Source organism: Mesorhizobium sp. M1312, from assembly GCF_040318115.1.
Lineage (GTDB): Bacteria > Pseudomonadota > Alphaproteobacteria > Rhizobiales > Rhizobiaceae > Mesorhizobium.
This window is the reverse complement of the sequence record NZ_JAMYLQ010000003.1, coordinates 261040-282672: the sequence shown is the minus strand read 5'-3', so window position 1 is coordinate 282672 and position 21633 is coordinate 261040. Positions and strand designations below refer to the sequence as shown.

The 21633-nt window shown below is 62.1% G+C and carries 25 protein-coding genes; 11 read left to right on the top strand and 14 right to left on the bottom strand.

Annotated features, from left to right (window positions below; all coding sequences use genetic code 11):
- Window positions 1-32: 32 nt before the first annotated feature.
- The 7 genes from ccmE to NKH36_RS06550 form a co-directional block, all read right to left on the bottom strand.
- Window positions 33-476 (bottom strand): cytochrome c maturation protein CcmE, encoded by a 444-nt coding sequence (ccmE, locus tag NKH36_RS06580; protein ID WP_352954053.1) that lies wholly within the window; start codon window positions 474-476, stop codon window positions 33-35.
- A gap of 3 nt (window positions 477-479) precedes the next feature.
- On the bottom strand, window positions 480-1613 hold the full coding sequence (gene ccmI, locus NKH36_RS06575; protein WP_352958624.1) for a c-type cytochrome biogenesis protein CcmI: 1134 nt from the start codon (window positions 1611-1613) through the stop codon (window positions 480-482).
- 116 nt (window positions 1614-1729) lie between these two features.
- Window positions 1730-2170, bottom strand: coding sequence for an RT0821/Lpp0805 family surface protein (locus NKH36_RS06570; protein ID WP_352958626.1), 441 nt, complete (start codon window positions 2168-2170; stop codon window positions 1730-1732).
- A 180-nt stretch (window positions 2171-2350) separates the two neighbouring features.
- Entirely contained in the window at window positions 2351-3802 is a 1452-nt protein-coding gene (locus NKH36_RS06565) for an ATP-binding protein (RefSeq protein WP_352958627.1), read from the bottom strand.
- A complete protein-coding gene (locus tag NKH36_RS06560; RefSeq protein ID WP_023800820.1) occupies window positions 3786-4451 on the bottom strand; it encodes a response regulator transcription factor in 666 nt (221 codons plus the stop codon). Before NKH36_RS06560 ends, NKH36_RS06565 begins: the two co-directional genes overlap by 17 nt.
- A gap of 70 nt (window positions 4452-4521) precedes the next feature.
- Window positions 4522-4821 (bottom strand): hypothetical protein, encoded by a 300-nt coding sequence (locus NKH36_RS06555; RefSeq protein ID WP_352958628.1) that lies wholly within the window; start codon window positions 4819-4821, stop codon window positions 4522-4524.
- 177 nt (window positions 4822-4998) lie between these two features.
- Complete coding sequence (locus NKH36_RS06550; protein WP_352958629.1) at window positions 4999-5409, bottom strand: DUF3168 domain-containing protein; 411 nt, start codon at window positions 5407-5409, stop codon at window positions 4999-5001.
- 199 nt (window positions 5410-5608) lie between these two features.
- On the opposite strand from NKH36_RS06550, the gene NKH36_RS06545 reads away from it, so the two are divergent.
- Both NKH36_RS06545 and NKH36_RS06540 read left to right on the top strand, forming a co-directional pair.
- A complete protein-coding gene (locus NKH36_RS06545; protein WP_352958631.1) occupies window positions 5609-5824 on the top strand; it encodes a hypothetical protein in 216 nt (71 codons plus the stop codon).
- A 47-nt stretch (window positions 5825-5871) separates the two neighbouring features.
- Window positions 5872-6063 (top strand): hypothetical protein, encoded by a 192-nt coding sequence (locus tag NKH36_RS06540; protein ID WP_352958632.1) that lies wholly within the window; start codon window positions 5872-5874, stop codon window positions 6061-6063.
- Between the two features lie 83 nt (window positions 6064-6146).
- Here the strand turns inward: NKH36_RS06540 and NKH36_RS06535 are convergent, their stop codons facing one another.
- On the bottom strand, window positions 6147-6413 hold the full coding sequence (locus tag NKH36_RS06535; RefSeq protein WP_027152775.1) for a DUF1488 family protein: 267 nt from the start codon (window positions 6411-6413) through the stop codon (window positions 6147-6149).
- Window positions 6410-6682 (bottom strand): hypothetical protein, encoded by a 273-nt coding sequence (locus NKH36_RS06530; RefSeq protein WP_352958634.1) that lies wholly within the window; start codon window positions 6680-6682, stop codon window positions 6410-6412. Before NKH36_RS06530 ends, NKH36_RS06535 begins: the two co-directional genes overlap by 4 nt.
- 245 nt (window positions 6683-6927) lie before the next feature.
- Between NKH36_RS06530 and NKH36_RS06525 the strand changes: the two genes are divergently transcribed.
- From NKH36_RS06525 to NKH36_RS06515, 3 genes are all read left to right on the top strand, one after another.
- Window positions 6928-7266: a co-chaperone GroES gene (locus NKH36_RS06525; RefSeq protein WP_352958635.1), complete on the top strand. Its 339-nt coding sequence runs from the start codon at window positions 6928-6930 to the stop codon at window positions 7264-7266.
- A 101-nt stretch (window positions 7267-7367) separates the two neighbouring features.
- Window positions 7368-8987 carry a chaperonin GroEL gene (groL, locus tag NKH36_RS06520; protein WP_352958636.1) on the top strand — a complete coding sequence of 540 codons (1620 nt, stop codon included), beginning with the start codon at window positions 7368-7370 and terminating at the stop codon, window positions 8985-8987.
- An 83-nt stretch (window positions 8988-9070) separates the two neighbouring features.
- On the top strand, window positions 9071-9232 hold the full coding sequence (locus tag NKH36_RS06515; protein ID WP_258118312.1) for a hypothetical protein: 162 nt from the start codon (window positions 9071-9073) through the stop codon (window positions 9230-9232).
- A gap of 79 nt (window positions 9233-9311) precedes the next feature.
- Here the strand turns inward: NKH36_RS06515 and NKH36_RS06510 are convergent, their stop codons facing one another.
- Window positions 9312-10016, bottom strand: a complete 705-nt coding sequence (locus NKH36_RS06510; RefSeq protein WP_352958637.1) for a TetR/AcrR family transcriptional regulator — start codon at window positions 10014-10016, stop codon at window positions 9312-9314.
- Window positions 10017-10035: 19 nt separating this feature from the next.
- Between NKH36_RS06510 and NKH36_RS06505 the strand changes: the two genes are divergently transcribed.
- Complete coding sequence (locus NKH36_RS06505) at window positions 10036-10617, top strand: cupin domain-containing protein (RefSeq protein WP_352958639.1); 582 nt, start codon at window positions 10036-10038, stop codon at window positions 10615-10617.
- A 138-nt stretch (window positions 10618-10755) separates the two neighbouring features.
- Here NKH36_RS06505 and NKH36_RS06500 read toward each other — a convergent pair whose 3' ends face one another.
- Window positions 10756-12309: a trimethylamine methyltransferase family protein gene (locus NKH36_RS06500; RefSeq protein ID WP_352958640.1), complete on the bottom strand. Its 1554-nt coding sequence runs from the start codon at window positions 12307-12309 to the stop codon at window positions 10756-10758.
- Between the two features lie 184 nt (window positions 12310-12493).
- Here NKH36_RS06500 and NKH36_RS06495 point away from each other — a divergent pair, with 184 nt between their 5' ends.
- The 5 genes from NKH36_RS06495 (at window position 12494) to NKH36_RS06475 (ending at window position 18232) form a co-directional block, all read left to right on the top strand.
- Window positions 12494-13132 (top strand): TetR/AcrR family transcriptional regulator, encoded by a 639-nt coding sequence (locus tag NKH36_RS06495; protein WP_352958641.1) that lies wholly within the window; start codon window positions 12494-12496, stop codon window positions 13130-13132.
- Between the two features lie 196 nt (window positions 13133-13328).
- A complete protein-coding gene (locus NKH36_RS06490) occupies window positions 13329-15488 on the top strand; it encodes a transglycosylase domain-containing protein (RefSeq protein ID WP_352958643.1) in 2160 nt (719 codons plus the stop codon).
- A gap of 117 nt (window positions 15489-15605) precedes the next feature.
- A complete protein-coding gene (locus tag NKH36_RS06485; RefSeq protein WP_352958644.1) occupies window positions 15606-16190 on the top strand; it encodes a DUF1214 domain-containing protein in 585 nt (194 codons plus the stop codon).
- Entirely contained in the window at window positions 16183-16731 is a 549-nt protein-coding gene (locus tag NKH36_RS06480; protein ID WP_352958646.1) for a DUF1254 domain-containing protein, read from the top strand. Before NKH36_RS06485 ends, NKH36_RS06480 begins: the two co-directional genes overlap by 8 nt.
- Before the next feature lie 481 nt (window positions 16732-17212).
- Window positions 17213-18232 (top strand): hypothetical protein, encoded by a 1020-nt coding sequence (locus tag NKH36_RS06475; protein ID WP_352958648.1) that lies wholly within the window; start codon window positions 17213-17215, stop codon window positions 18230-18232.
- Window positions 18233-18279: 47 nt separating this feature from the next.
- Here the strand turns inward: NKH36_RS06475 and NKH36_RS06470 are convergent, their stop codons facing one another.
- The 3 genes from NKH36_RS06470 to NKH36_RS06460 form a co-directional block, all read right to left on the bottom strand.
- Window positions 18280-18627 carry a DUF1491 family protein gene (locus NKH36_RS06470; RefSeq protein ID WP_127313594.1) on the bottom strand — a complete coding sequence of 116 codons (348 nt, stop codon included), beginning with the start codon at window positions 18625-18627 and terminating at the stop codon, window positions 18280-18282.
- A gap of 89 nt (window positions 18628-18716) precedes the next feature.
- Window positions 18717-19484: a peptidoglycan-binding domain-containing protein gene (locus tag NKH36_RS06465; protein WP_352958650.1), complete on the bottom strand. Its 768-nt coding sequence runs from the start codon at window positions 19482-19484 to the stop codon at window positions 18717-18719.
- The gene (locus tag NKH36_RS06460) at window positions 19459-21195 is read right to left on the bottom strand and encodes an ATP-binding protein (protein ID WP_352958765.1); all 1737 of its coding nucleotides are present in this window, start codon (window positions 21193-21195) and stop codon (window positions 19459-19461) included. The genes NKH36_RS06465 and NKH36_RS06460 overlap by 26 nt, the downstream gene beginning before the upstream one ends.
- Window positions 21196-21633: the final 438 nt, after the last annotated feature.

Sequence of the window (21633 nt, the reverse complement as noted above, 5' to 3'; positions counted from 1 at the left end):
GCAAAAACGTGGGACACTTTTGCGGAACCTGCTTAGTCACTCTTGCTCTCCTGCCACACGCCCTTGGCCTTGAGGCCGTCGGCCACCTCCTTGGGCATGTAGTTCTCGTCATGCTTGGCCAGCACGCTGTCGGCGACGAAGACGCCGTCGGGGCGAAACGTGCCTTCAGTGATGACGCCCTGCTCTTCGCGGAAAAGATCGGGGAGAATGCCGGTATAGGTGACCTTGACCTGCTTCTGGTTATCGGTCACCGAAAAGGCGACAGTGGCCCCCTGATCGCGCTCGATCGTGCCTTTTTCGACGAGGCCGCCGAGCCTGATACGCTGCCCTGGCTGCAGGCTGGCGGTGGTCAGATCGGCGGGCATGTAGAAGTAGGAGGCCTTCTGGCCGAGCGCGTAGAAGGTCAGGCCGGTGGCGGCACCGAGAAAGGCCAACCCTCCGGCGATCACCGACAGTCTTTTCTGCTTGCGCGTCATGTTTTACTCCGTCGCCGTCAGGCCGAGCGAGACGGCAAAGGCGGTGAATTTCTTCGCTTCCTCACTATCGGAGCCAAAAACGGCGATACCGCGATTGAGCGCGTCGCGCGCCTGATCGGCCTTGCCCAGCACGACATAGGAACGAATAAGCTGCATCCATCCTTCCGCGTCGCGCGGGTTTTGCCGAAGTTTTTCATCAAGTCCCGCAACCATGGTGTTGATCATCGCTTCCCGGTCCTGCAGCGACATCGACGAAGCAGCATCGACATCCCCGGCGTCCGGGCCTTTTGCAGGCTCTCCCGAAGCGACGCTCCGTTTGGCGGATTCGGCCAGTGCCTGCTCGACGGCGCTGCGCCAGGCTGAGTCCTGCGGCAAGGCCGCTAGCATTTTCTGCCAGCCAGCTGTCGCCTCCTCAGTGCGGCCTTCCTGCGCCATGCCCAACGCGAGATAAAAGCTGGCCTTCGGATTTGCCGGATCGAGCTTCAGCGCCGCCTCGAAAGCGGCCTGAGCCTCGGCCGAAACAATGCCGCCGGCTGCATTGGCGATCGCCTCGCCGAAGCCGGCCTGGCGGGCGGCGCTGTCGCCGTCGAGGCGAATAGCGTTGCGATAGGCCGTCACCGCGTCGGAAAACCGCTGCATGCGCAGATAGACCGGCGCCAGAACATCCCAACCCCTGCCATCGGACGGATTGGCGGCAAGGTGGGCCTCGGCGCGTGCCACCAGCTCGTCCACCGAACTGTCGGCGGGATTCTTGGCCAGCCGCTCGCTGAGCGGCTGCGACGGCAGATCGGGCGAGCCGAGCTGGCTGTATAAGCCCCAACTGACCAGTGGAACCGCCAGGACCGCGGCCGTCGCAACCAGTCTGGTCGCCGTCGACGGCTGCCGCGCCGCTGCCTTGTCGGCGGCATTGTCCAGGCGAAGGATGCGGCGGGCGATCTCGGCACGCGCCTCTTCGACCTCCGCCGGCTGGATCAGGCCACGCGCCACGTCCCGGTCAAGCTCGGACAACTGGTCGCGATAGACTTCAAGGTCATGGTCGCTGCTCGCCGAACCACCCTTCGGGCCGCCGGCCAGCGGCAGCAGAACCGCCAGGCTTGCACCCAGCGTGAGAATGGCAGCTATGACCCAGAACAGCATGCTTCTTCCAATAGCGGCAGAGCCCTGCCCTGCCAACACAGGCGTCCTGCGACGCTTTGACGGCAGGTGCGTCGCATGTCCTTGATTGATGCCAACCGGAGCTATCCGGCCGGTCGTTATGTCAGCGGCGTCCAGCTGCCATCGGCGTTGCGGCAAGCGGTTCCGCGCGCGGTGGCGCCGGCGGCGCCGGTAAAGACCGTATGGGTATATTGCCGGCAGTCCTGCGAGCCGACACGATAAGGCTGGGCGGCCACGACTTCACCGTAATGCGCCGACCGATCGCTCTTCCACGTCACCTTCTGGCCACTGGCTGTGTACTCCAGCGCCCTGTATTCCGCCTCCAGCGCCTTGCGCTTCTCGGCATCTTTCAAGCCTGCACCGATCGGTCCGCTGACGAGGCCGCCCCCCATGGAGGAAATGATCGTCGTCGCGATCTTGCCGTCACTTGGCGGCGTGGCGGCCGGCTGCGGCGCCACCGTGGCCCCCGGGCTGTTGCCCAGCGTCGTGCAGCCGGAAACGGCCAGCAGTGCGGAAACGAGCGCGACGCGAATCTTCATGCCAACAACCGGTTTTCTCGAGTTAGAGCTGGGAGCCGCGCCATCGGGGAAGTCGGCGTGGCCATAGTGTCGATGTTTGTCGGAAATTTGGCCGCGGCCGACGGCTCCGTGATCAGTCCACATTGCCGCCATATCATGCACCGTCGATCAATGTCGATTGGTCCCGCAAAAGCATTAAGTCTAGTGAAGGCTCCGCAATCGAACCACCGCCTTCAAACCGCCCATGCCGGACCGTTCCAGAGCCAGAACGCCTCCATACTCATTGACGAGGTCGGCGACAATGGCAAGTCCAAGCCCGGTCCCCGGCTTTGTCTCGTCGAGGCGCCGTCCGCGCTTCAGCGCCTCGCGTGCCTTGTCTTCGGGAATGCCCGGGCCGTCATCCTCGATGCTGATCTCGAACAGATTGACAGCACCCTCCTTGCCGGCGCCACTCTTCTTGCCGGAGATTGGTGCCACCGACACGGCGATCGCGCTCTTTGCCCATTTCATGGCGTTGTCGAGCAGGTTGCCAAGCAATTCTTCCAGATCCTCGCGTTCGCCGGCAAAGACGATTTCGGCTGCCGGCAGCGAAAGCGAGAGAGCGGTCTGCGGGTTGAGTTTTTGCAGCACGCGCACCATGCGTTGGACCAGCGGTGCCACCGGCGTGCGGTAGACGACGCTGTCGCGCTGCGCCGCGACGCGGGCGCGCTGCAGATAATGATCGACCTGCTTCTGCATCGAGGCGGCCTGCTCGGCTATGAGCTGGCCCTTGGCGCCGCCGAGCGCCCGCCCCTCGTTGATCAGCACCGCCAGCGGCGTCTTCAGTGAATGGGCGAGGTTGCCGACCTGCGTCCGCGAGCGCTCGACGATACGCTTGTTGTTTTCGATCAGCGCATTGGTCTCGTTGGCGAGCGGCTCGATCTCGGCCGGGAAGCGGCCGTCGAGCCTTTGCGCGGTTCCTTCGCGCACCATGGCGAGAGCGTCCCTGACCCGGCGCAATGGCTGCAGGCCCAGCAGGATGGCAATGGCGTTGATGGCGATCATGCCGACGCCGAACAGGGAAAGATAGGTCAGCAGGCGGCGCTGAAAGGCACCTATCTCCTGCTTGAGCTCGGTCTTGTTGCCCATGACACGGAAGCGCGCAGCGCGATTTTTCGCGTCGAGAACGAATTCGCTCTCGAATACTTCCAGTTCCTCGCCATCGATGCCTTCGGTGGCATAGCTGCGCTGGAAGCTGGCATTGAAGGGAACCTCGGCGACGCTTGGCGACGGGATCGTCTTGGTCATCGAGGAAGAGTGCAGATCACCGCGCACGCCTTCCGACGCAGGCTCCACCGACCAGTACCAGCCGGAATTCGGCTCCGAGAATCGGAGATCGCCAAGGTCGGGAGCGCCGGTGAGCGAACCGCCTTCGGACACGCCGACCGAGCCGATCAGATTGAACAGATGCGCCGACAACAAGCTGTCGAAACCGCGCTCGCTCGCCTGGCGATAGAGGGTCGTGATCAGTGTGAAGATGACAATCAGGGTCAGTATCGCCCAGACCGTGGAAAAGGCGATCACCCGGAACGCTAGCGAACGCGGCCAGAACCGCAGTGAAAGCGGCGTCCTTGAAGTCTGTTTGAGCGGTTCCGCCTTACGCCTCCGGCTCACGCATTCGATAGCCCATGCCGCGAACGGTTTCTATCATGTCGATGCCCATCTTCTTGCGAAGCCGCCCGACAAAGACCTCGATTGTGTTGGAATCGCGGTCGAAATCCTGATCATAGAGATGCTCGACCAGCTCGGTCCGGGACACGACCTCGCCCATATGGTGCATCAGATAGGCAAGCAGGCGAAATTCGTGCGACGTCAGCTTCAGCGGCACGCCGTCGACATCGGCCTTGGAGGCCTTGGTGTCGAGCCGCAGCGGCCCGCAGGTCAGCTCGGACGACGCATGACCGGCCGCGCGCCGGATGAGCGCCCGGACCCTGGCCAGCACCTCTTCGATGTGGAACGGCTTGGTGACATAATCGTCGGCGCCGGCGTCGATGCCGGACACCTTGTCGCTCCAGCGATCGCGCGCCGTCAGAATCAGGACCGGCATCTTGCGGCCGCCGCGCCGCCAGCGCTCGACCACGCTGATGCCGTCCATCTGCGGCAAGCCAATGTCGAGCACCACGGCGTCATAGGGTTCGGTATCGCCGAGGAAATGCCCTTCCTCACCGTCGAAAGCCCGGTCGACGACATAGCCGGCATCGACCAGCGCGTCCGAGATCTGGCGGTTGAGATCCTTGTCATCTTCGACGACCAGTACGCGCATGCTGGGATCAACACCTGTTGAAGAATTGGTCAGATATAGGCCGATTCCAGCGCCTGGGAAACGGCAGGGATCAGTTCAGCGGAACGACGATCTCGGTGCGGCGCGGGCGCTGCCCGTCCTTGCCCGGGACCAGCACGACGATGACGCAGACCGGCTGGCCACCGCGCGTCGACTGCGACGCCTTGGCCAGCGTGCCGCCATTCTGCTCGGCAACCTGCTGACCGATCGCGTAGCAGTCGGAGGCAGCCAGGACGATCGGCCGGTTCTGCTCGGGCACGACGACCGGCAGCGCCGTCGCCTGCGACGCAAACAGACCGGCAGCGCAGAGCGCCAGTGCCGCGGTTCGGAAGTGGGAGCGAAGCGTTTTCATGATCAGCGTCCTAACGCATCGGTGCTGAACGTGAAATGAACAGTGAACGCCTGCAACACATGCCTATCTTACCCCCCTGAAACGCGAGACAACCGAGCTTAGGATTTTCGCCGCCCCAACCCGGGAAATTCATCCAAGCACCAGTCTAGACTCTGTTGCAGCCAGATTGAAAGCGCGTCAGGCGTTTTCTTCCGTCACGGCGCGAAAGCGCAGCAGCCCGTGATAGGCTGAAAGATCCTCGTCGTAACGGGCCTCGGTGAATTCGAGCCTGAGATTGACGCGGCGATGCTCGTCGAGCGCGAGCGCCGCACCCTGGAGGCGGGTGCTGACAAGGTCCATCGCATCGAGCATTTCTTTCCTGGCCTCGGACTTCGACCAGAAATGCAGCGTGAAAAGCTGCTCGGCATCGTTCTCCATGCCGGTCGTCCAGTCGTAGACGCTGGTCCGGCCGTAGGTGACATAGGGAAATAGGACATTTTCCGGGGCATGGTCGAACAGTTTTGCGCCGCCCAATGCCGCTGACAGGGAACCATCACCGTTCAGCGCTTCGAACAAGGCCTTCTGCAGCGCGGCGGCCGGCGCGGTCATCGTCTTCTCCCTCGCCCGTCACGGCTGAACGGGCCTTTGTGCCGTCAGCGATTCGTGCTTGCAGCGTAGCCGCGTTGAAGTTTCTGCGCCAGATCAAGGGATCTCGAATGGCTAACCCACACCTTTCATTTGGCATGCAAGACATTTGAAAAACGGTGTTATGGAGTGTTTGTTTCTCCAGACATTTGAGGTTGTTTTCGTGCGCGAGCCATCGCTGCTGCCTGTTTTCGGAAAGCTGGGGATCAAGTCGCCAGTCGTCATTGCGGTGGCACCGACAATGTCGAAGAGCATTAAGAACAGCGTGCCCCGCATGCGGGAGGTTCTGTCTTCACACGGAGGCCTGGCCTTGAAGCTGTTCGTCGTCGTGTGGACGGTCCTTGTCCTGGCGGCAGTGTTCTACATCACGCAGGCCTGATCAATCGCATTCATCGATCGGGGGCGGAAACGAAAAAGGATGCCGGAATGGCAAACCGCTACGCACTGCGCATCGAGCATCCGCACAGCTGGACCGTCTTCGATGTATTCACCGGCCAGCCCGTCGAGCTTAAGCACCAGGTCTTGGTTGGCATGAACACGCGCGATGCAGACGCGATGGTCGATCGGCTGAACAGCCGAGACGTCAAGCGACGGGCAAAGGCCGACAGCAAGCCCTGATCCTGCCGCTAGGTTCACTCGGCACATTCGTGCGCCTGGATCGGATCTGGCGCGTTGGCCCTGAACGCGACGACGTTCGGGATTCAACGAAAATCGGCCGCCGTCAGCACATATATGCTTTTGCGGGTCCGGTCATAGGCATTCCTGGCAACGTCGTGGATGGAGCTGGAAGCTGTATCGAAGGCGGCGAGATAGGTGGCTTCTGCAGTTGGTGTCCCTGACTCTGCCTTCGAGATGGCATCCGTGGCGACAGAGAAGGAAATCTGGAACATGCCGTCATGGCCGACGAAGCGGATGCGTTTGCCCGCCTCGTCGTAGCTGCGGCTTCGATTGGGAAATGTCAGGCTCATGACTTGACCTCCGTTGATGCAACGTCTGCTTTCTTGACCGCCCGTGACGCCCGCTTTTTCTTGGGGGCGACGGGATTGAGTGCCTCCGCGGCGCGGTCGGCCTCTTCCTTGGCCAGCCGCAACGCCCGCAATCTTGCCGTCTTAATGACCCTGGCCTTGGCCTCGGAAATATATTCGGCCGTTGCCTGGTTTCGCTCCGCAGTCTTTTTCTGCTTTTCCATGAAGCGCGCTTCAGCTTTCTCCATGATATTCTGACTGAATTCCGCCACCGATTAAACCTCCTTTTGCTTGGATGATGAAAATGATTTTCCCATTTAAAATAGGGACTCATGGTGGAAAAATCAATTTCTGATCTACTTTTGATCGAGCAAATTTCTGAAACTGAGAACGTAAAATAATACTGCTCAATATTTTACGACTGCCAATGAATATTTTTTGGCACTCCTATCTATCGAGTGCCAACGCGCCTATAGAAGGGAGCGGCCGCCTAAGCTGGCCCCAGAAAGAAGTTTCCATGAAATTCCGGCCACTCCACGATCGCGTCGTCATTCGGCGCGCCGAAAGCGACACCAAGTCCAAGGGCGGCATCATTATCCCCGATAATGCCAAGGAAAAGCCACAGGAAGGCGAAGTGATCGCCGTCGGGCCAGGCGCGCGTGACGAAAGCGGCGCGCTGATCGCGCTCGATGTCAAGGCCGGCGACCTCATCCTGTTCGGCAAATGGTCCGGCACCGAGGTCAAAATTGACGGCGAGGACCTTCTGATCATGAAGGAGGCCGACATCATGGGCATCATCGACAAGAGCGAGATGGGCATCATCGAGAAGACCGTGGCTGCCAAGAAAGCCGCCTGATCGGAGTGCTGCGCGTCTTGGACGCGCAAAGGAACGCTCCAAGTTTTTGATTCAGGCGGCGCTGTCAGCGCCTTGCCACAACCAATCGAATTGGAAAAATCATGTCTGCCAAGGAAATCAAATTCTCTACCGACGCGCGTGACCGGATGCTGCGCGGTGTCGAAATCCTCAACAACGCCGTCAAGGTGACGCTCGGCCCCAAGGGCCGCAACGTCATCATCGACAAGGCCTACGGCGCGCCGCGCATCACCAAGGACGGGGTGACGGTGGCCAAGGAAATCGAGCTCTCCGACAAGTTCGAGAACATGGGTGCCCAGATGGTGCGCGAAGTGGCCTCGAAGACTAACGATCTCGCCGGCGACGGCACCACCACCGCCACGGTGCTTGCCGCTTCCATCCTGCGCGAGGGCGCCAAATTCGTTGCCGCCGGCATGAACCCGATGGACCTGAAGCGTGGCATCGATCTTGCCGTCACCGCCGTCGTCAGAGAAATCCAGGCACGCGCCAAGAAGGTCAAGTCTTCCGGTGAAATCGCGCAGGTCGGCACCATTGCCGCCAATGGCGACGTAACTGTAGGCGCCATGATCGCCAAGGCAATGGACAAGGTCGGCAATGATGGCGTCATCACCGTCGAGGAAGCCAAGACCGCCGACACAGAACTCGACGTCGTCAAGGGTATGCAGTTCGACCGTGGCTATCTCAGCCCCTATTTCGTCACCAATGCCGAGAAGATGCGCGTCGAGCTGGAGGACGCTTATGTCCTTATCCACGAAAAGAAACTCGGTAATCTGCAGGCGATGCTGCCGATCCTCGAAGCCGTGGTGCAAAGCGGCAAGCCGCTGGTGATCATCTCCGAGGACGTCGAAGGTGAAGCGCTGGCGACGCTGGTCGTCAACAAATTGCGCGGCGGGCTCAAGGTCGCGGCCGTCAAGGCGCCGGGCTTCGGTGACCGCCGCAAAGCGATGCTGGAAGACATCGCCGTGCTCACCGCCGGCCAGATGATTTCCGAAGATCTCGGCATCAAGCTCGAGAACATCACCGTCGACATGCTCGGCCGCGCCAAGCGCGTGCTGATCGAAAAGGACAAGACGACGATCATCGACGGTGCAGGTGAGAAGGCCACGATCCAGGCGCGTGTCCAGCAGATCAAGGGGCAGATCGAGGAAACCACCTCCGACTACGACAAGGAGAAGCTGCAGGAGCGGCTGGCCAAGCTCGCTGGTGGCGTCGCGGTCATTCGCGTTGGTGGTGCGACCGAGTCCGAGGTCAAGGAGAAGAAGGATCGTATCGACGACGCGCTGAACGCCACGCGCGCGGCGGTGGAAGAAGGGATCGTTCCCGGCGGCGGTGTCGCGCTGCTGCGCGCCAAGGCCGTGCTGAATGGGCTGACCGGAGCCAATGCCGATGTGACGGCGGGTATTTCGATCGTGTCGAGAGCGCTCGAAGCGCCGATTCGCCAGATCGCCGAGAACTCCGGCGTCGAAGGTTCGATCGTTGTCGGCAGGCTTATGGACAGCAAGGATCACAACCAGGGCTTCGATGCCCAAAACGAGATATATGTCGACATGATCAAGGTCGGCATCGTCGATCCGGCAAAGGTGGTGCGGACAGCACTGCAGGATGCCGGTTCGATCGCGGCATTGCTGATCACTGCGGAAGCCATGATCACCGACATTCCAGCCAAGGATGCCGCGCCTGCGGCCGGCATGGGCGGCTACTGATAATCCGCTGCTGGTAACAGACCTGAAAGACGGCCGCCGGGGCATCCTCCCCGGCGCTAGCCCGTCAGCAAGGAGATCGATCCATGATCGCATTTGTCCCGAAGCCAAATGCAGCGGCGAAGACCAAAGTGGCCGAGGAAAGCCGCTTCGATCGCATTCGCAGGCTTGCCGACAAGCACAGGAAAGCCGACGTCGGCACGATACGCCGCGACCCGCAAAAGATCGCGGACAAGCGGCCCATGTAAGCCGCGGGATCGGCGTTAGATCACGAGACCGGCAGCTGAAGTCGACCAGCATCCGTTTCCAGCGCCGACGGCATTCAAGTCAACGGCTTGTTGCCTCGGCAGCTCGCAAACTCGCCCTGACGCTGCGGACGAGGACGAGCATGGTTTCCACCACCTCCTCGTCCGACAGACCTTGGTTCTCAACGAGCGATCGCCACGTCGTGAAGTCCAGCGCATGCCCTATCGCGGCAACGAGCAACCTTGCAGTTCCGCCATCCGGATCGAAGCAGCCTTGTGAAAGAACCGTGACGCCTTTTGCGAGAACCTCTCGCCGGCGGGCCAGTGCGGCAGCGACAACCGGCATTTCCGCATCGCGATACAGATTGGCTAGGAGCTGCCGCTTGCGCCTGTAGTAGCCGTAGAGTTGAAAAAGTGCCGTCCGCAGCCGGACTTCCGGTTCGACGATCGATCGCCAGGTTTCAGCGTCGGGAGGCGGATCCTGGCCGAACGAATACGCCGAGCAAGCATTGAAGACCGCTTCCTCATCGGGAAAATGGCGGTAGACGGTCAGTCGCTGCACCCCAGCTTTCTCGGCGATGGCGCTCACAGTCGTTCGCGACGGACCGACCGAACTGTGCAGCTCGAATGCCGCGCGGGCGAGCGCAAGATGGGTCTCTGCCTGTTTGACTGCGCGCCGCTGCAATCGATATGAGCGCCGCTGGCGTTCTTTCAGTGAACTCACGTGATCACCGATATTGACATGGGTTTGAATGATGCATAGAAATGGGTGATCGGCAGCGTACACCCATTTTCAGGAGGATGATATGGAACGCGCAATGCCTGACTCGAGCCTCCAACATACGACAGCTCATCCGACTGCCAACCAGGCATCGGGCCCCCTCACAGTTCTGCCTGGAGCCGGCGACCGTTTCGACCTGGGTGGTTTCGGCATCCACTGGAAGATAGACGGATTCCATACCGGCGAGCGCTTCTCCATCGTGCACCATCCGCTGGCGCCCCGTGCGCTGGCGGCGCCGTTGCACCGGCATCACCGTGAAGACGAATATTCATATGTGCTGAGCGGCAGTCTGGGCGCGTTGCTTGGAGATGACGTGGTTACTGCCGGGCCAGGCACATGGGTGTTCAAGCCGCGAGGCCAGTGGCATACGTTCTGGAACGCTGGCGACACGCCGTGCGAAATTATACAAGTGATTTCGCCGGCGGGGTTCGAGGACTATTTCCGCGAGTTGGCAGCGATCTGGCCCGACAGGACAAAGTCCGGCGAACTCTTACGAAAATACGAACTGGATATGGACTTCGATAGTGTTCCAGGCCTCTGCGCTCGTTTTGGACTGACGTCCGCCCGCCCCGCCGCCGCAACGATCCGCGCCAAGGATGGTGGATAACGGCGCAGCGCCTCCGCCCCGATTTCGCAGCGATTGTCGGCATGACTGCCGAACGGCGAGGCGCAGCATCCGCGGCTCGGATACTGCAAAGGCTCACAACCGCCGCCATCTGTTCGCGCAGGGACCCTACGCTGAAGCTCAAGAGACCGGCGCTGCGCCACCCTTTTCCGTGCGCCGCGCTATGAATTCGTCGAGAACACCTGATGTGGCAGCGGCGGAAGCCGGCGGGCGAAAATCGGCTAGCAGCCGTTTCCAGATGCCGGTGGCGCGCTCCGTGGCGGTTCTTGACCCGGCCTGCGTCCAGTTGCCGAAATTCGACCAATCGGCGACCAGCGGCTCGTAGAAAGCGGTGCGGTAGCGCGCCATTGTGTGCCCGGCCGAGAAGAAATGCCCGCCCGGCTGCACTTCGGCGATGGCCTCGAAGCCGATCGCGTCCTCGTCTCCGGGCGTCGCCGAGCAGAGTTCGGCGACCGTCTGCAGCGCCTCGATATCGGTGATCAGCTTCTCGAACGAGACGCTCAAGCCGCCTTCGAGCCAGCCCGCGGCATGGATGCAGACCGTTGCACCCGCAAGCACCGAGCCCCACAGCGCGAACTGCGTTTCGTGGGCCGCCTGCGCGTCCGATATGTTGGCGGCGCTGCCACCGCCGGATCGCCAGGGGAGGCCGGTGAGGCGTGCAAGCTGACCGGCGCCGAGCGTCGCCTTGACGTGCTCCGGCGTGCCGAACGCCGGCGCTCCCGACTTCATGTCGACATTGGAGGAGAACGAACCATAGACGACCGGCGCGCCCGGCCGCACGATCTGGGCCAGCGTCAGCCCGGCCAGCGCTTCGGCGTGCTGCAGCGTCAGCGCTCCGGCGACGGTGATCGGCGCCATGGCGCCGGCTAGGCAGAAGGGCGTGACGATCAACACCTGCCCCGCCTTGGCAAAGTCGATGATGCCTTGCGCCATCGGAATGTCGAGCTGACGCGGCGAATTGGTGTTGATGACGGTGTAGCAATGAGCGCCCGAACGGAATTCGTCCTCGGACAGGCCGCGCGCCAGCCGCAGCATCTCGAAGCCGTCTTCCACCTGCGGCGTGCCGCGCGCGAAGACGAACGGCAACTTGTCTGAGAGCGTCAGTTGAGCCCGGTTGACGGCATAATGGCGGAAACGGTTGTCGATGTCCTGCGGCTCGATGCAAGGCCCCAGCATGTGCAGCACGTCGAAATGCTGCACCAGCCGGAGGAGATCCTCAAAAGCGGCAAGCGTCCCCGGCCGCCGGCCGCGCTCTAGATCGGTGACGTTCGGCGCCCCGGATCCGGCCAGGAACGTCATCGAGCCGAGCTCGAGCGTCAGGTCTCGGGCACGGTCGCCGGCGCACGCCCGGATCGACTTCGGCGCCGAGGCCAGCGCCGCCGCGACGATGTCGCGGCCGATGCGCACCAACTGGCTGTCCTCGTCGACCATAGCACCGGCACGAGCAAGAATGGTGCGCGCCTCCGGCAGCAGCACTTTGACGCCGAGCTCCTCGAGCACGCGCAGCGCCGTGTCGTGGATCGCGGCGACCTGGTCGGCCGAAAAAATCGGCTGCGGCAGGAACGGGTTCTTCAGCGAACGATAGTCCGGCCGGCGGCTGCTTTCGCTGCCGGCCTCGGCGGTTCGTCCGCGCCTGCGTTCGCGCCTGAGATCACGTGCGGCGTCATCGATCATGGCGGATACTCCTCATTGCCGTATTGCCCTGCCGTATTGCCCTGCCCTGGGGATCGTAGGGAGAAGCCGCGATGACGCGCGCCGGCGGCTCGGCCCAGTTCGTTGAGGCGGGCAGGATACTTGCACTGTACATATGTGTCTAGTACGGTTGTATGCAGCTCCCCCTCATGCCTATTGTGCGGCCATGATCAAGATTGCTCGGCAGGACGAGCCGGCACCCGGCAACATCAAGGTGACGCGCTGGGACTGGATCAATCTTGCGCTCCAGACATTGATTTCAGACGGCATCGAAAGCGTGCGCGTGCTGCCGCTCGGCCAGAAGCTCGGCGTTTCGCGCTCAAGCTTCTACTGGTATTTCGAGAGCCGTCAGGATCTGCTCGACCAGTTGCTTGCCCATTGGCGGGACACCAACACCAGGGCGATCGTCGAACGCGCGCAGCGGCCAGCCGAAAGCATTATCATGGGCGTCATGAATGTGTTCGAGTGCTGGGCGGACGAGCGTCTGTTCGATCCGAGGCTCGACTTCGCCATCCGGGAATGGGCGCGTCGCTCCGAGGACGTACGCCGCGCCATCGATCAGGCCGATAATGACCGGCTGGGCGCGATCCGCGACATGTATCGCCGGCATGGCTACGACGAAGAGGATGCCTTCATCCGCGCCCGCGTGCTCTATTACATGCAGATCGGTTATTATGTGCTCGACCCCAAGGAACCGGTCGAGGCGAGAGTCAGTCATCTTGCCGCCTATCTGCGCAGTTTCACCGGCCAGGAGCCAAGCGACGCCGACGTGGCGCATTTCATGCGCTTTATCGCGGCGCGATAATGTTGAAAGCGGGCGCGCGCTTGCAAGGTGGTTGAGGGGTGGCCCTCGAGCCCTACCCTCCTATCTAAAAACTGTACCGCGCAAGTCCCGCCCTTGTGGGCGGGGCCAAAATGGACGAATAGTCTTGGCTGCGCGCCGCCCTGAAATTGCCCGCGGGCAGTTTCTCAGCGGGGCGCAGCCGCAGCCGGATCCTGGAATGGCCAGTCCTTTGAAACCGCGCAAGAGAAGAGGCCCGATTGCCGCAAGACTGCTGGCGGCGGATGCGTGGTTCGATTCCACGCTTTACGAGATCGGCTTCAAGGCGCGTCGGTTCTGGGAAGCGGCCACCATTTTTTTCCGGCGCTTCCGCGTCTCCGGCTGGCGCCGCGGCATCATCGAACTGTTGAGCGAGGGCTTCACGCTCGGCGCCGGCGGCATCGTCGTCATGCTGGCGCTTGCCTTGCCGGCCTTCCAGGAAACCGCTGGCGACTGGCGTGCCCAGGGCGATTTCGCCGTCACCTTCCTCGACCGCTATGGCAACGAGATCGGCCAGCGCGGCATCATCCAGCGTGATTCAGTGCCGGTCGACGAGATGCCCGACCAGGTCATCAAGGCGGTGCTGGCCACCGAGGATCGGCGTTTCTTTGATCACTACGGCATCGATGCGCTCGGCCTTTCGCGCGCGATCTTCGCGAATGTGCGAGCGAATTCTGTGGTGCAGGGCGGATCGAGCATCACCCAGCAACTGGCCAAGAACCTGTTCCTGACCAATGAACGGACGTTGGAGCGGAAGGTCAAGGAAGCCTTCCTCTCGCTGTGGCTCGAGGCCAATCTGTCGAAGAAGGAGATCCTGCAGCTCTATCTCGACCGCGTCTATATGGGCGGGGGGACCTTCGGCATCGAAGCGGCCGCCGATTTCTATTTCGGCAAAAGCGTCAAGGATCTGAACCTCGCCGAAGCGGCGATGCTGGCCGGGCTGTTCAAGGCACCGACCAAATACGCGCCGCACATCAACCTTCCTGCTGCCAGGGCGCGGGCCAATGTGGTGCTGTCGAATCTCGTCGAGGCCGGCTTCATGAGCGAGGGTCAGGTGCTGCAGGCGCGGCTGCATCCGGCCGAAATCGTCGACCGCGGCGAGCAGAAGAGCCCGGATTACTACCTCGACTGGGCATTCGAAGAGGTCAAGAAGATCGCGGCGAAATCCGGCCAGCATTCGCTGGTCGCCCACACCACTTTCGACGCCAACATCCAGAAGGCGGCGGAAGAATCGATGGAGTTCCATCTCCGCCAGTTCGGCAAAGAATACAACGTCACCGAAGGCGCTATGGTTGTCATCGAAACCAATGGCGCAGTCAGGGCGATCGTCGGCGGCCGCGACTACGGTGCCAGCCAGTTCAACCGCGCCACCAAGGCGCTGCGCCAGAGCGGCTCATCGTTTAAACCCTACGTATACGCAACGGCGATGGAGCACGGCTTCACGCCGGACTCCGTCGTTTCCGGCGCGCCGATCTCCTGGGGCGCCTGGTCGCCGCACAATTACAACGACGGACGGGCCGGCAAGGTCACGCTGATCACGGCGATGGCCAAATCGGTCAACACCGTGCCGGTGCGGCTGGCCAAGAATCATCTCGGTATCAAGCCGATCAAGGCGATGGCGGAAGCCATGGGCGTCGAATCGCCGCTCGAATCACACAAAACAATGGTGCTCGGCACATCGGGCATGACCGTGATGGACCAGGCGACAGGCTATAGCGTGTTCGCACAGAACGGCTTTGTCGGTTCCCGCCATGGCGTCACCCAGTTGATTACCCGTACCGGCGAGGTGGTTTACGATTTCGCCAAGGATGCGCCGCCGCCGCACCGTGTGCTCTCGGAACAGGCGCTGAAATCTATGAACACCATGCTGGCGGCGGTGCCGGTGATGGGTACGGCGCGGCGCGCTGCCCTTCCCAACATCGTTTCGGCCGGCAAGACCGGCACCACGCAGTCTTACCGCGACGCCTGGTATGTCGGCTTTACCGGCAACTACACGGCTGCCGTGTGGCTTGGTAATGACGACTTCACCCCGACCAACAACATGACCGGCGGCTCGCTGCCGGCGATGGTTTGGCAGCGGCTGATGGTCTATGCGCACCAGAATATCGATCTCAAGCCGATCCCAGGTCTCGATCATCCCTTCTTCGACAAAGAGATCGCCGCCAAGGCCGAAGAAGCGGAAAAGAAGAATGCTGAGCAGGCAGCGGCCGACGCCGCCGCCGAGCGCCCGCCGGTGCTGTCCAGCCAAACCACGCGGGCGCTCAGGGACATCACGAAGCTGTTTCAGTCGGCGCCCGTCCTACAGCCGCCTGCGACGCCGGAGACCCTGTCGGCGCTTTGATGCCGGCACGACGGGCCAGGCCATAACTCGCGCCGGCAATTCCACAGAGGTCCGCTTGCCATGGCCCCCTGCCCCGCGATATCCCCGAGCGGCACTCCCTCTTTCCCGCGGCTCTTCATGCTCAAGAACGCATTCCTGACGCTTCTCGCGCTTGCCATAGCCATCGGCGGCGGCGGCGGCAGCGTCTGGTACGCTCTCAAGACGCAGGATGGCATCGGCGCGATCAGGATCGGCCCATGGACGGCGTTCCCCGATATCGGCACGCAGGCGGCGGATCCTTATTCGAAAGCCCGCGTGGCGCGCGGGGGTATCCTTGCGCTCGGGCAGGCGGAAGGCCTGTCCTTTATTGCCGAACGCGATTCCGATGGCGAACAATTGAAACGCCAATGCGCCTATGAAATCGAAGGCGGCTTTCCCACGGCCCGGTTCTGGACCCTCTATGCCGCCGATCAATCGCTCGGCGTGGTCGAGACCGGCAAGCCACGGCTTGCGGCACTTCAATCCTACCAGGTGCTGCGCCAGCCCGACAATTCCGTGGTGATTTCCGTCAGCAACCGCCCCGCACCCGGCAACTGGCTGCTTTCCGACGGCTTCGGCCGGATGTATCTCGTGCTGACATTCTACGACACGCCGATCGCCAGCAGTACGGGCCTTTCGGATGTCACGCTGCCACAGATCGTGAAGGTCGGCTGCAATGCGTAGGCTGCTGCACTCGGTCTTGCTCGGCCTGCTTGGCGCCGGCATCATACATATCATCGTGCTGCTGCTCGTCCCGGAATTTTCCGAACGCAATGCCTGGTCGCGGCTGGCCATGGCCTCGGACCTTTATCGGATGACCAGGCTGGACGCGGAGTCCGGCGGTACGCCGGTGGTGAAATCCGTCGATCCGCTGTTTTATGCGGCGGCTTGCCGGTTCGATCTGTCCGAAGGGATGGTGCGGGTGAAGGCACCGGGCAACGTCCCGTTCTGGTCGGTATCGGTCTATGACCGCAGCGGCCACAACATCTACTCCTTCAATGATCACAGTGCGACCGGAAGGGTGCTGGATAGCATCGTACTGACGCCGGCGCAGATGATCGAGATCCGCAAGAATCTTCCCGAGGAATTGCAAGGGGCAATCTTCGTCGAGGCGCCCATCGACGAAGGCATGTTCGTCATCCGCTCCTTCGTGCCCGACGACAGCTGGAGGCCGATCGTGTCGCGGTTTCTCGAGCAGAGCTCCTGCGAGCTGCAGGACTACTGACGTCAGCCGAAATATGCGACGGCCTGCACCGATTCAGCGTTAGAGCGTCCTTCGCGCGTCCATGGTGCGCGGCGCTCTAATGATGCGGAACCGGCATCGTCCCTGACGAGCCCGGCTTGTCCGAACCGGCGCCTGGCCGAGTCTCGCCCGTCAGCGCCCGTTGCTCGTAGCGAACGCCGGGGAAAATGATCACCGCCGCCGGCGTTCCGGTGTTTCGTTCTGCTCGATTGGTTGCCGCCGTTCGCGGCACGAAAGACAGTACCATGCCCATGGTTCGTGCATTCCTCTCGGTTGCCCCGGAGCACAACGCAACGCCTCCAATCTGATTAAGGACGGCAGTAGGTTAACGGAACGCTAACGGATCGCCGCTAATTTGATGTTTGTTCTGAGGTCAGGAAGTCCTGACCCGAGGCCAATGCGAAACCGACACAGCCCCGGTCGAGCATGGTCCAGATCGTGTCGAGTGTCAGGCGTATCCTTCGTGTCATCTTCGGATTTCAGGCAAATCGCTATACGGGCTGAATCGGGAAAGGCCGAAAGGCTGTTCCGCGCCGCGGTGTCGGCGTTCTGTTCGCTCACCCGCCCTTCACGCCGGGAGATCGCGCAACTTGGGGATCTGACGCTTCCGCTTTTCGCCAGTGTGTCGGTCGAATCGCGCCGCTACGTCGCCGCCGCCCTTTCCGAATGCGAATATGCGCCCACCGCGCTGGTCCGGCGGCTTTGCGAGGAGCCGGTCGACGTTGCCGCGCCGTTGCTCATCCGTTCGCGCGCGCTGAGCGATATCGACCTCATCGCGCTGATCGGACGGCACGGCTTGCCACATGCACGCGCTATCGCGCGCCGCAAGGATCTGAACCCGACCATCGCCCACCTGATCAGGGCGCTTGAAAAGCCGACGCTGGTGAGCGTGCGGCAGCCGGAGGCGATCGCCAAGACGGCGCCCGAAAGCGCCGAAGTCGTCGCGCCCAGCCCCGACAGCCAGCAGGTGCCCGGCGCCGCCGCCGAGAATGCACGGCGCCGGCTGCGGTCGTTGATGCGTGCCGATGCTGAGAGCGGCGGCGCGACCGTCAATCCGTTCGCCGGCACTGAAACCTATGTCAAACTGCGCGAGACAGCGCTGACCGGCAACGCCGCATTCTTCCAGACCGCACTGGCCGACGCGCTCGAAGTCGATTTTTCAACGGCGCGGTCGCTTACCGCAAACCACAACTACACGTCGCTTGTAGCCGCCCTGCGCGTGCTTGATCTCGGCGAAGAGAGGGCGTTCCTGATCACTGTCGCCCTCTATCCCACAGAATTTTCGCATCCGCAGGCCATCCGCATCTTTCTCGACCGCTACCGATTGCTGCATCGCGACGCCGCGCTGGACAGGCTACGCGGCTGGAAGGCCGAGACACTGTCGAAGGCCGTTCGCAATGCCGGCCCCATCGCGGCAAACGCCGACATCCGCAAAGCTGACAGCGATAATGCTGCCGCTAGCCCTAAGGCGCGTCGCGTCTGAAAAAGATTCAAGCGAACGCCTTAAGCCTTTGTTTTCATCCATAATCGTTAGAGCGACTTGACGGAAATAAGCTCCTCGACGGGAACAGCGCCGGCCTCGATCTCGACCACCCAGATGTCGGGATCGAATTTCTTTTCCCTCTCCAAGCGTGCATCAAAGACTGCGGCATCGTCGCCGGCGCCCAGCAGACTGAAGAAGCGATCGTCGGGTTTGGCTGAATCGTAGCTCGTTTGCGGCGCCGGCCCAAACAAGGCAACCTCGCCCAGGCGGCCACGCGCCAGCACGAACACGGCGCCGGCCTCGGTCGCGCCGCGCTTGACCACGGCGGCGAAGCCGCCAGCGCCAAAAACCCGGCGCAACAGGGCCGATACCCACAGATCGGTGGTTACGCGCATTACAAAACTCCGGACGAGACCCGGATGCTGTTTAGCGAGGTTTTCGCTAATCCGCGAGCGATCGCTTCGACCACTAGTAGGCCAAAGCCTCAGTTGGTCAGGCCGATCTCGCGCATCTTGACGTAGACGACCTCGTCGGGCTCGCCGGTCTCCGGCAGCCCGAACAGCGACTGGAACTCCTTAATCGCTGCCTTGGTGCGGGCCCCGACCACGCCATCGAGCTGCATATCGTCATTGCCGAATGCCTTCAGCCCGGCCTGGATCTTGATGATGCGGGCGTCGGGTGCCTGCGGCGGCGCATCTGCCGGCGCCGAAGCGGAAACGGGAATCGCGGCCATGTCGTCCGGGCGGGGTGCCGGATGCGGCACGACCGTCGAGGCGGTTGGTGTGGCGCCCAGTTGATCGAGCAGAACGCTGTCGATCTCGCCGGAAGCGTTGAGCCCGACCTTCTGCTGATAGGCTTGGATGGCCTTACGCGTGTTGGGGCCAGAAATGCCATCGACCGTGCCGGAATAGAAATCCAGGTCCTTCAATATGCCCTGGATCTGCTCGACGACCGGATCGCTCTTGATCGGGGCCAAGCCTGGCCGCACGATGTTGATGGTGGTTTCGGGTTCGTCGGCGCCTGCTCGAGGAAAGCTCTCTATGCTCCTGGTCGCGAAAAACGCGCCGGCATGAGGAAAAGGCTGATACCACAGGGCGTTCGCCGAGACGTAGAACAGCGTCACCAGAAAGGCGGTCGAACCGCCGACCAGAACCGGATTGCGCGAGATCAGGCTGCCGACCGCGACCGCGCCACCCTGGAAGGCATTGCCGCGGCGCTTGACCGTCTTAGGCTGTTTTGCGGAGCGAGCCATGCCTGTCCCCCTTCGTCTCCGCCTTGGCCGCAGGCATCGGCAGCACGCCGGGCTTGTCGGTCGAACGGCCCTTCGGTCCGTTCACCGGTAAGCTGATCGTGACCGTGGTGCCCTCGCCCGGCATGCTTTCGATCGACATCGTCCCCTCGTGCAGCGCCACCAGGCCCTTCACCAGCGATAGGCCGAGCCCGGTTCCCTCGAAGCGGCGCGTATAGTCGTTCTGGATCTGCATGAACGGCTTGCCGAGATTGGCAAAGTCTTCCTCGGCGATGCCGATGCCAGTGTCCCTGACCCAGAAATGCAGTCGCGAGCCGATCCGCTTGGCGCCGACGACGACATCGCCGCCATCGGGCGTGAACTTGATCGCGTTGGAGACGAGGTTGATGAGTATCTGCTGCACCGCACGACGATCGGCGTTTATCTCGCCTGCATCCGGTGCGATCTGAGCCTGCAGATCGATGTTCTTTGCCTCGGCCTGCAAGCGCATCATCGACTGGCACATTTCAACCGCTTCCACGAAACGGAACGGTTCCGGCTCGGTCGCGTAAGCGCCGGCTTCGATCCTCGACACGTCAAGTATCGAGGTGACGACGGCAAGCAAATGCTGGCCGGACTCCTTGACCAGCCCGACATATTCCTTCTGGCGCGGATCCTTGAAGGTGCCGAACATCTCATGCAGCAGCATGTCGGAAAAACCGATGATGGCGTTCAACGGCGTGCGAAGTTCGTGGCTGACGACCGCCAGAAACCGTCCCTTCGCCACTTCGGCAGATGCGGCCGCCTCTTTCGCAGCAGCAAGCTCTTCGCGCAAGCCGGCGAGTTCGTCGTTCTCGCGCAAGACGAACGTGAAGACATCATCCTGCTCCGCCCGCATCAGCTCAAGGGAAAACGGCCGATAGTTGTCCGCCGTCGGGCCATGGCCGTTTTGCGGCAGCCGGACGCGAAGATCGAGCCGGCGCCCCGACGCGCCGTCGCGCATGTCGGCCAGCGCGCTGAGGTATGCGACGCGATCGGACAGATGGATACGGTCGAACAGGCCGGTACCGAACAGCAGTTCCGGCTGCAGCTTCAGGATCGTGCGCGCCTTTGCCGACGCATCCAAAACCTCGCCATGCCTGCCGGCCCGCAGGACAACGGCGTCGATGATCTGCTCGAGCCGATCGTCGATCGCCGGATCAAGTTGCGCGCCGACCGGGCTGCCAAGTCTCGTGACGCGCGGAACGAGGGTGAGCGCCCAAGCCAGCGGCAGCAGCCAATGCCAAGCGGCGATTTCCGCCGGGCCGAACGGGATGACAGAACCGGCAAAGGCCTGCAGCAGGATAGCGACAAATGCGGACACGACACCCCAGAGTGCAGCGCGACGAGACGCGCCGATCCACCAGGCTTCGAACGGCAGCGCCACGACAAGCATGGCGACCGGCGAGGCCAGACCGCCCGCCGCGGCAATGACACCGGCAAGAGCAAGACTGCCCATCACCAGGGCGACCTGGCCGGCGAACGCCATCTTGCCCGATGCCGCCACCAGCAAGGCGGCAAACCAGCAGAGGCCGAAAGTCGCAAAGATCGCAGCCATGGTCACGGCCGCGCCCATGCCCGAGGTGACCAGCGTGACTGCTGCACCTGCGGCAAAGAACGGAGCGGCCAGCATGACACCGATAAACCGGCGCTGGCACCGGCGGTCGTTCTGTCCGAGGATCGAGGGATGAACCATGCGTTCGCAACCGGCTGCCATGGCGCCGGGCAACTCAACGTATCTGGCCCTTATCGAACTCAACTCAACGCACTCGCACCTGGTCGTGAACAGCCCTGCTTCGCAGATTGCTTTTGTTGATCTGAAACTCGCATCCAGCGTTTAAGGAATGGATAAGGCAGGAACCGATCAATGCCCGGCTTGAGACAAATATTGGGAGGCCGGCGCGGCAAAACCTTGGCAATTGCAGCCATAGTAAATGGAACGTTATCCGGGCGAACCGCCCTTCCGCCGCTGACAGTCGCCACCGGCACGCCGCACTTCGGGGAAATAACTATGGAAAACAGTTAGATGGATGGTTAACCTAAAGTGAAGAAAATCGGCTGAATTTGAGACAAATCCTTTGCAAAACGCTTCGTTTCGAATTTGCCTAAAATTTGAGGAGAATTTTCGCTAACC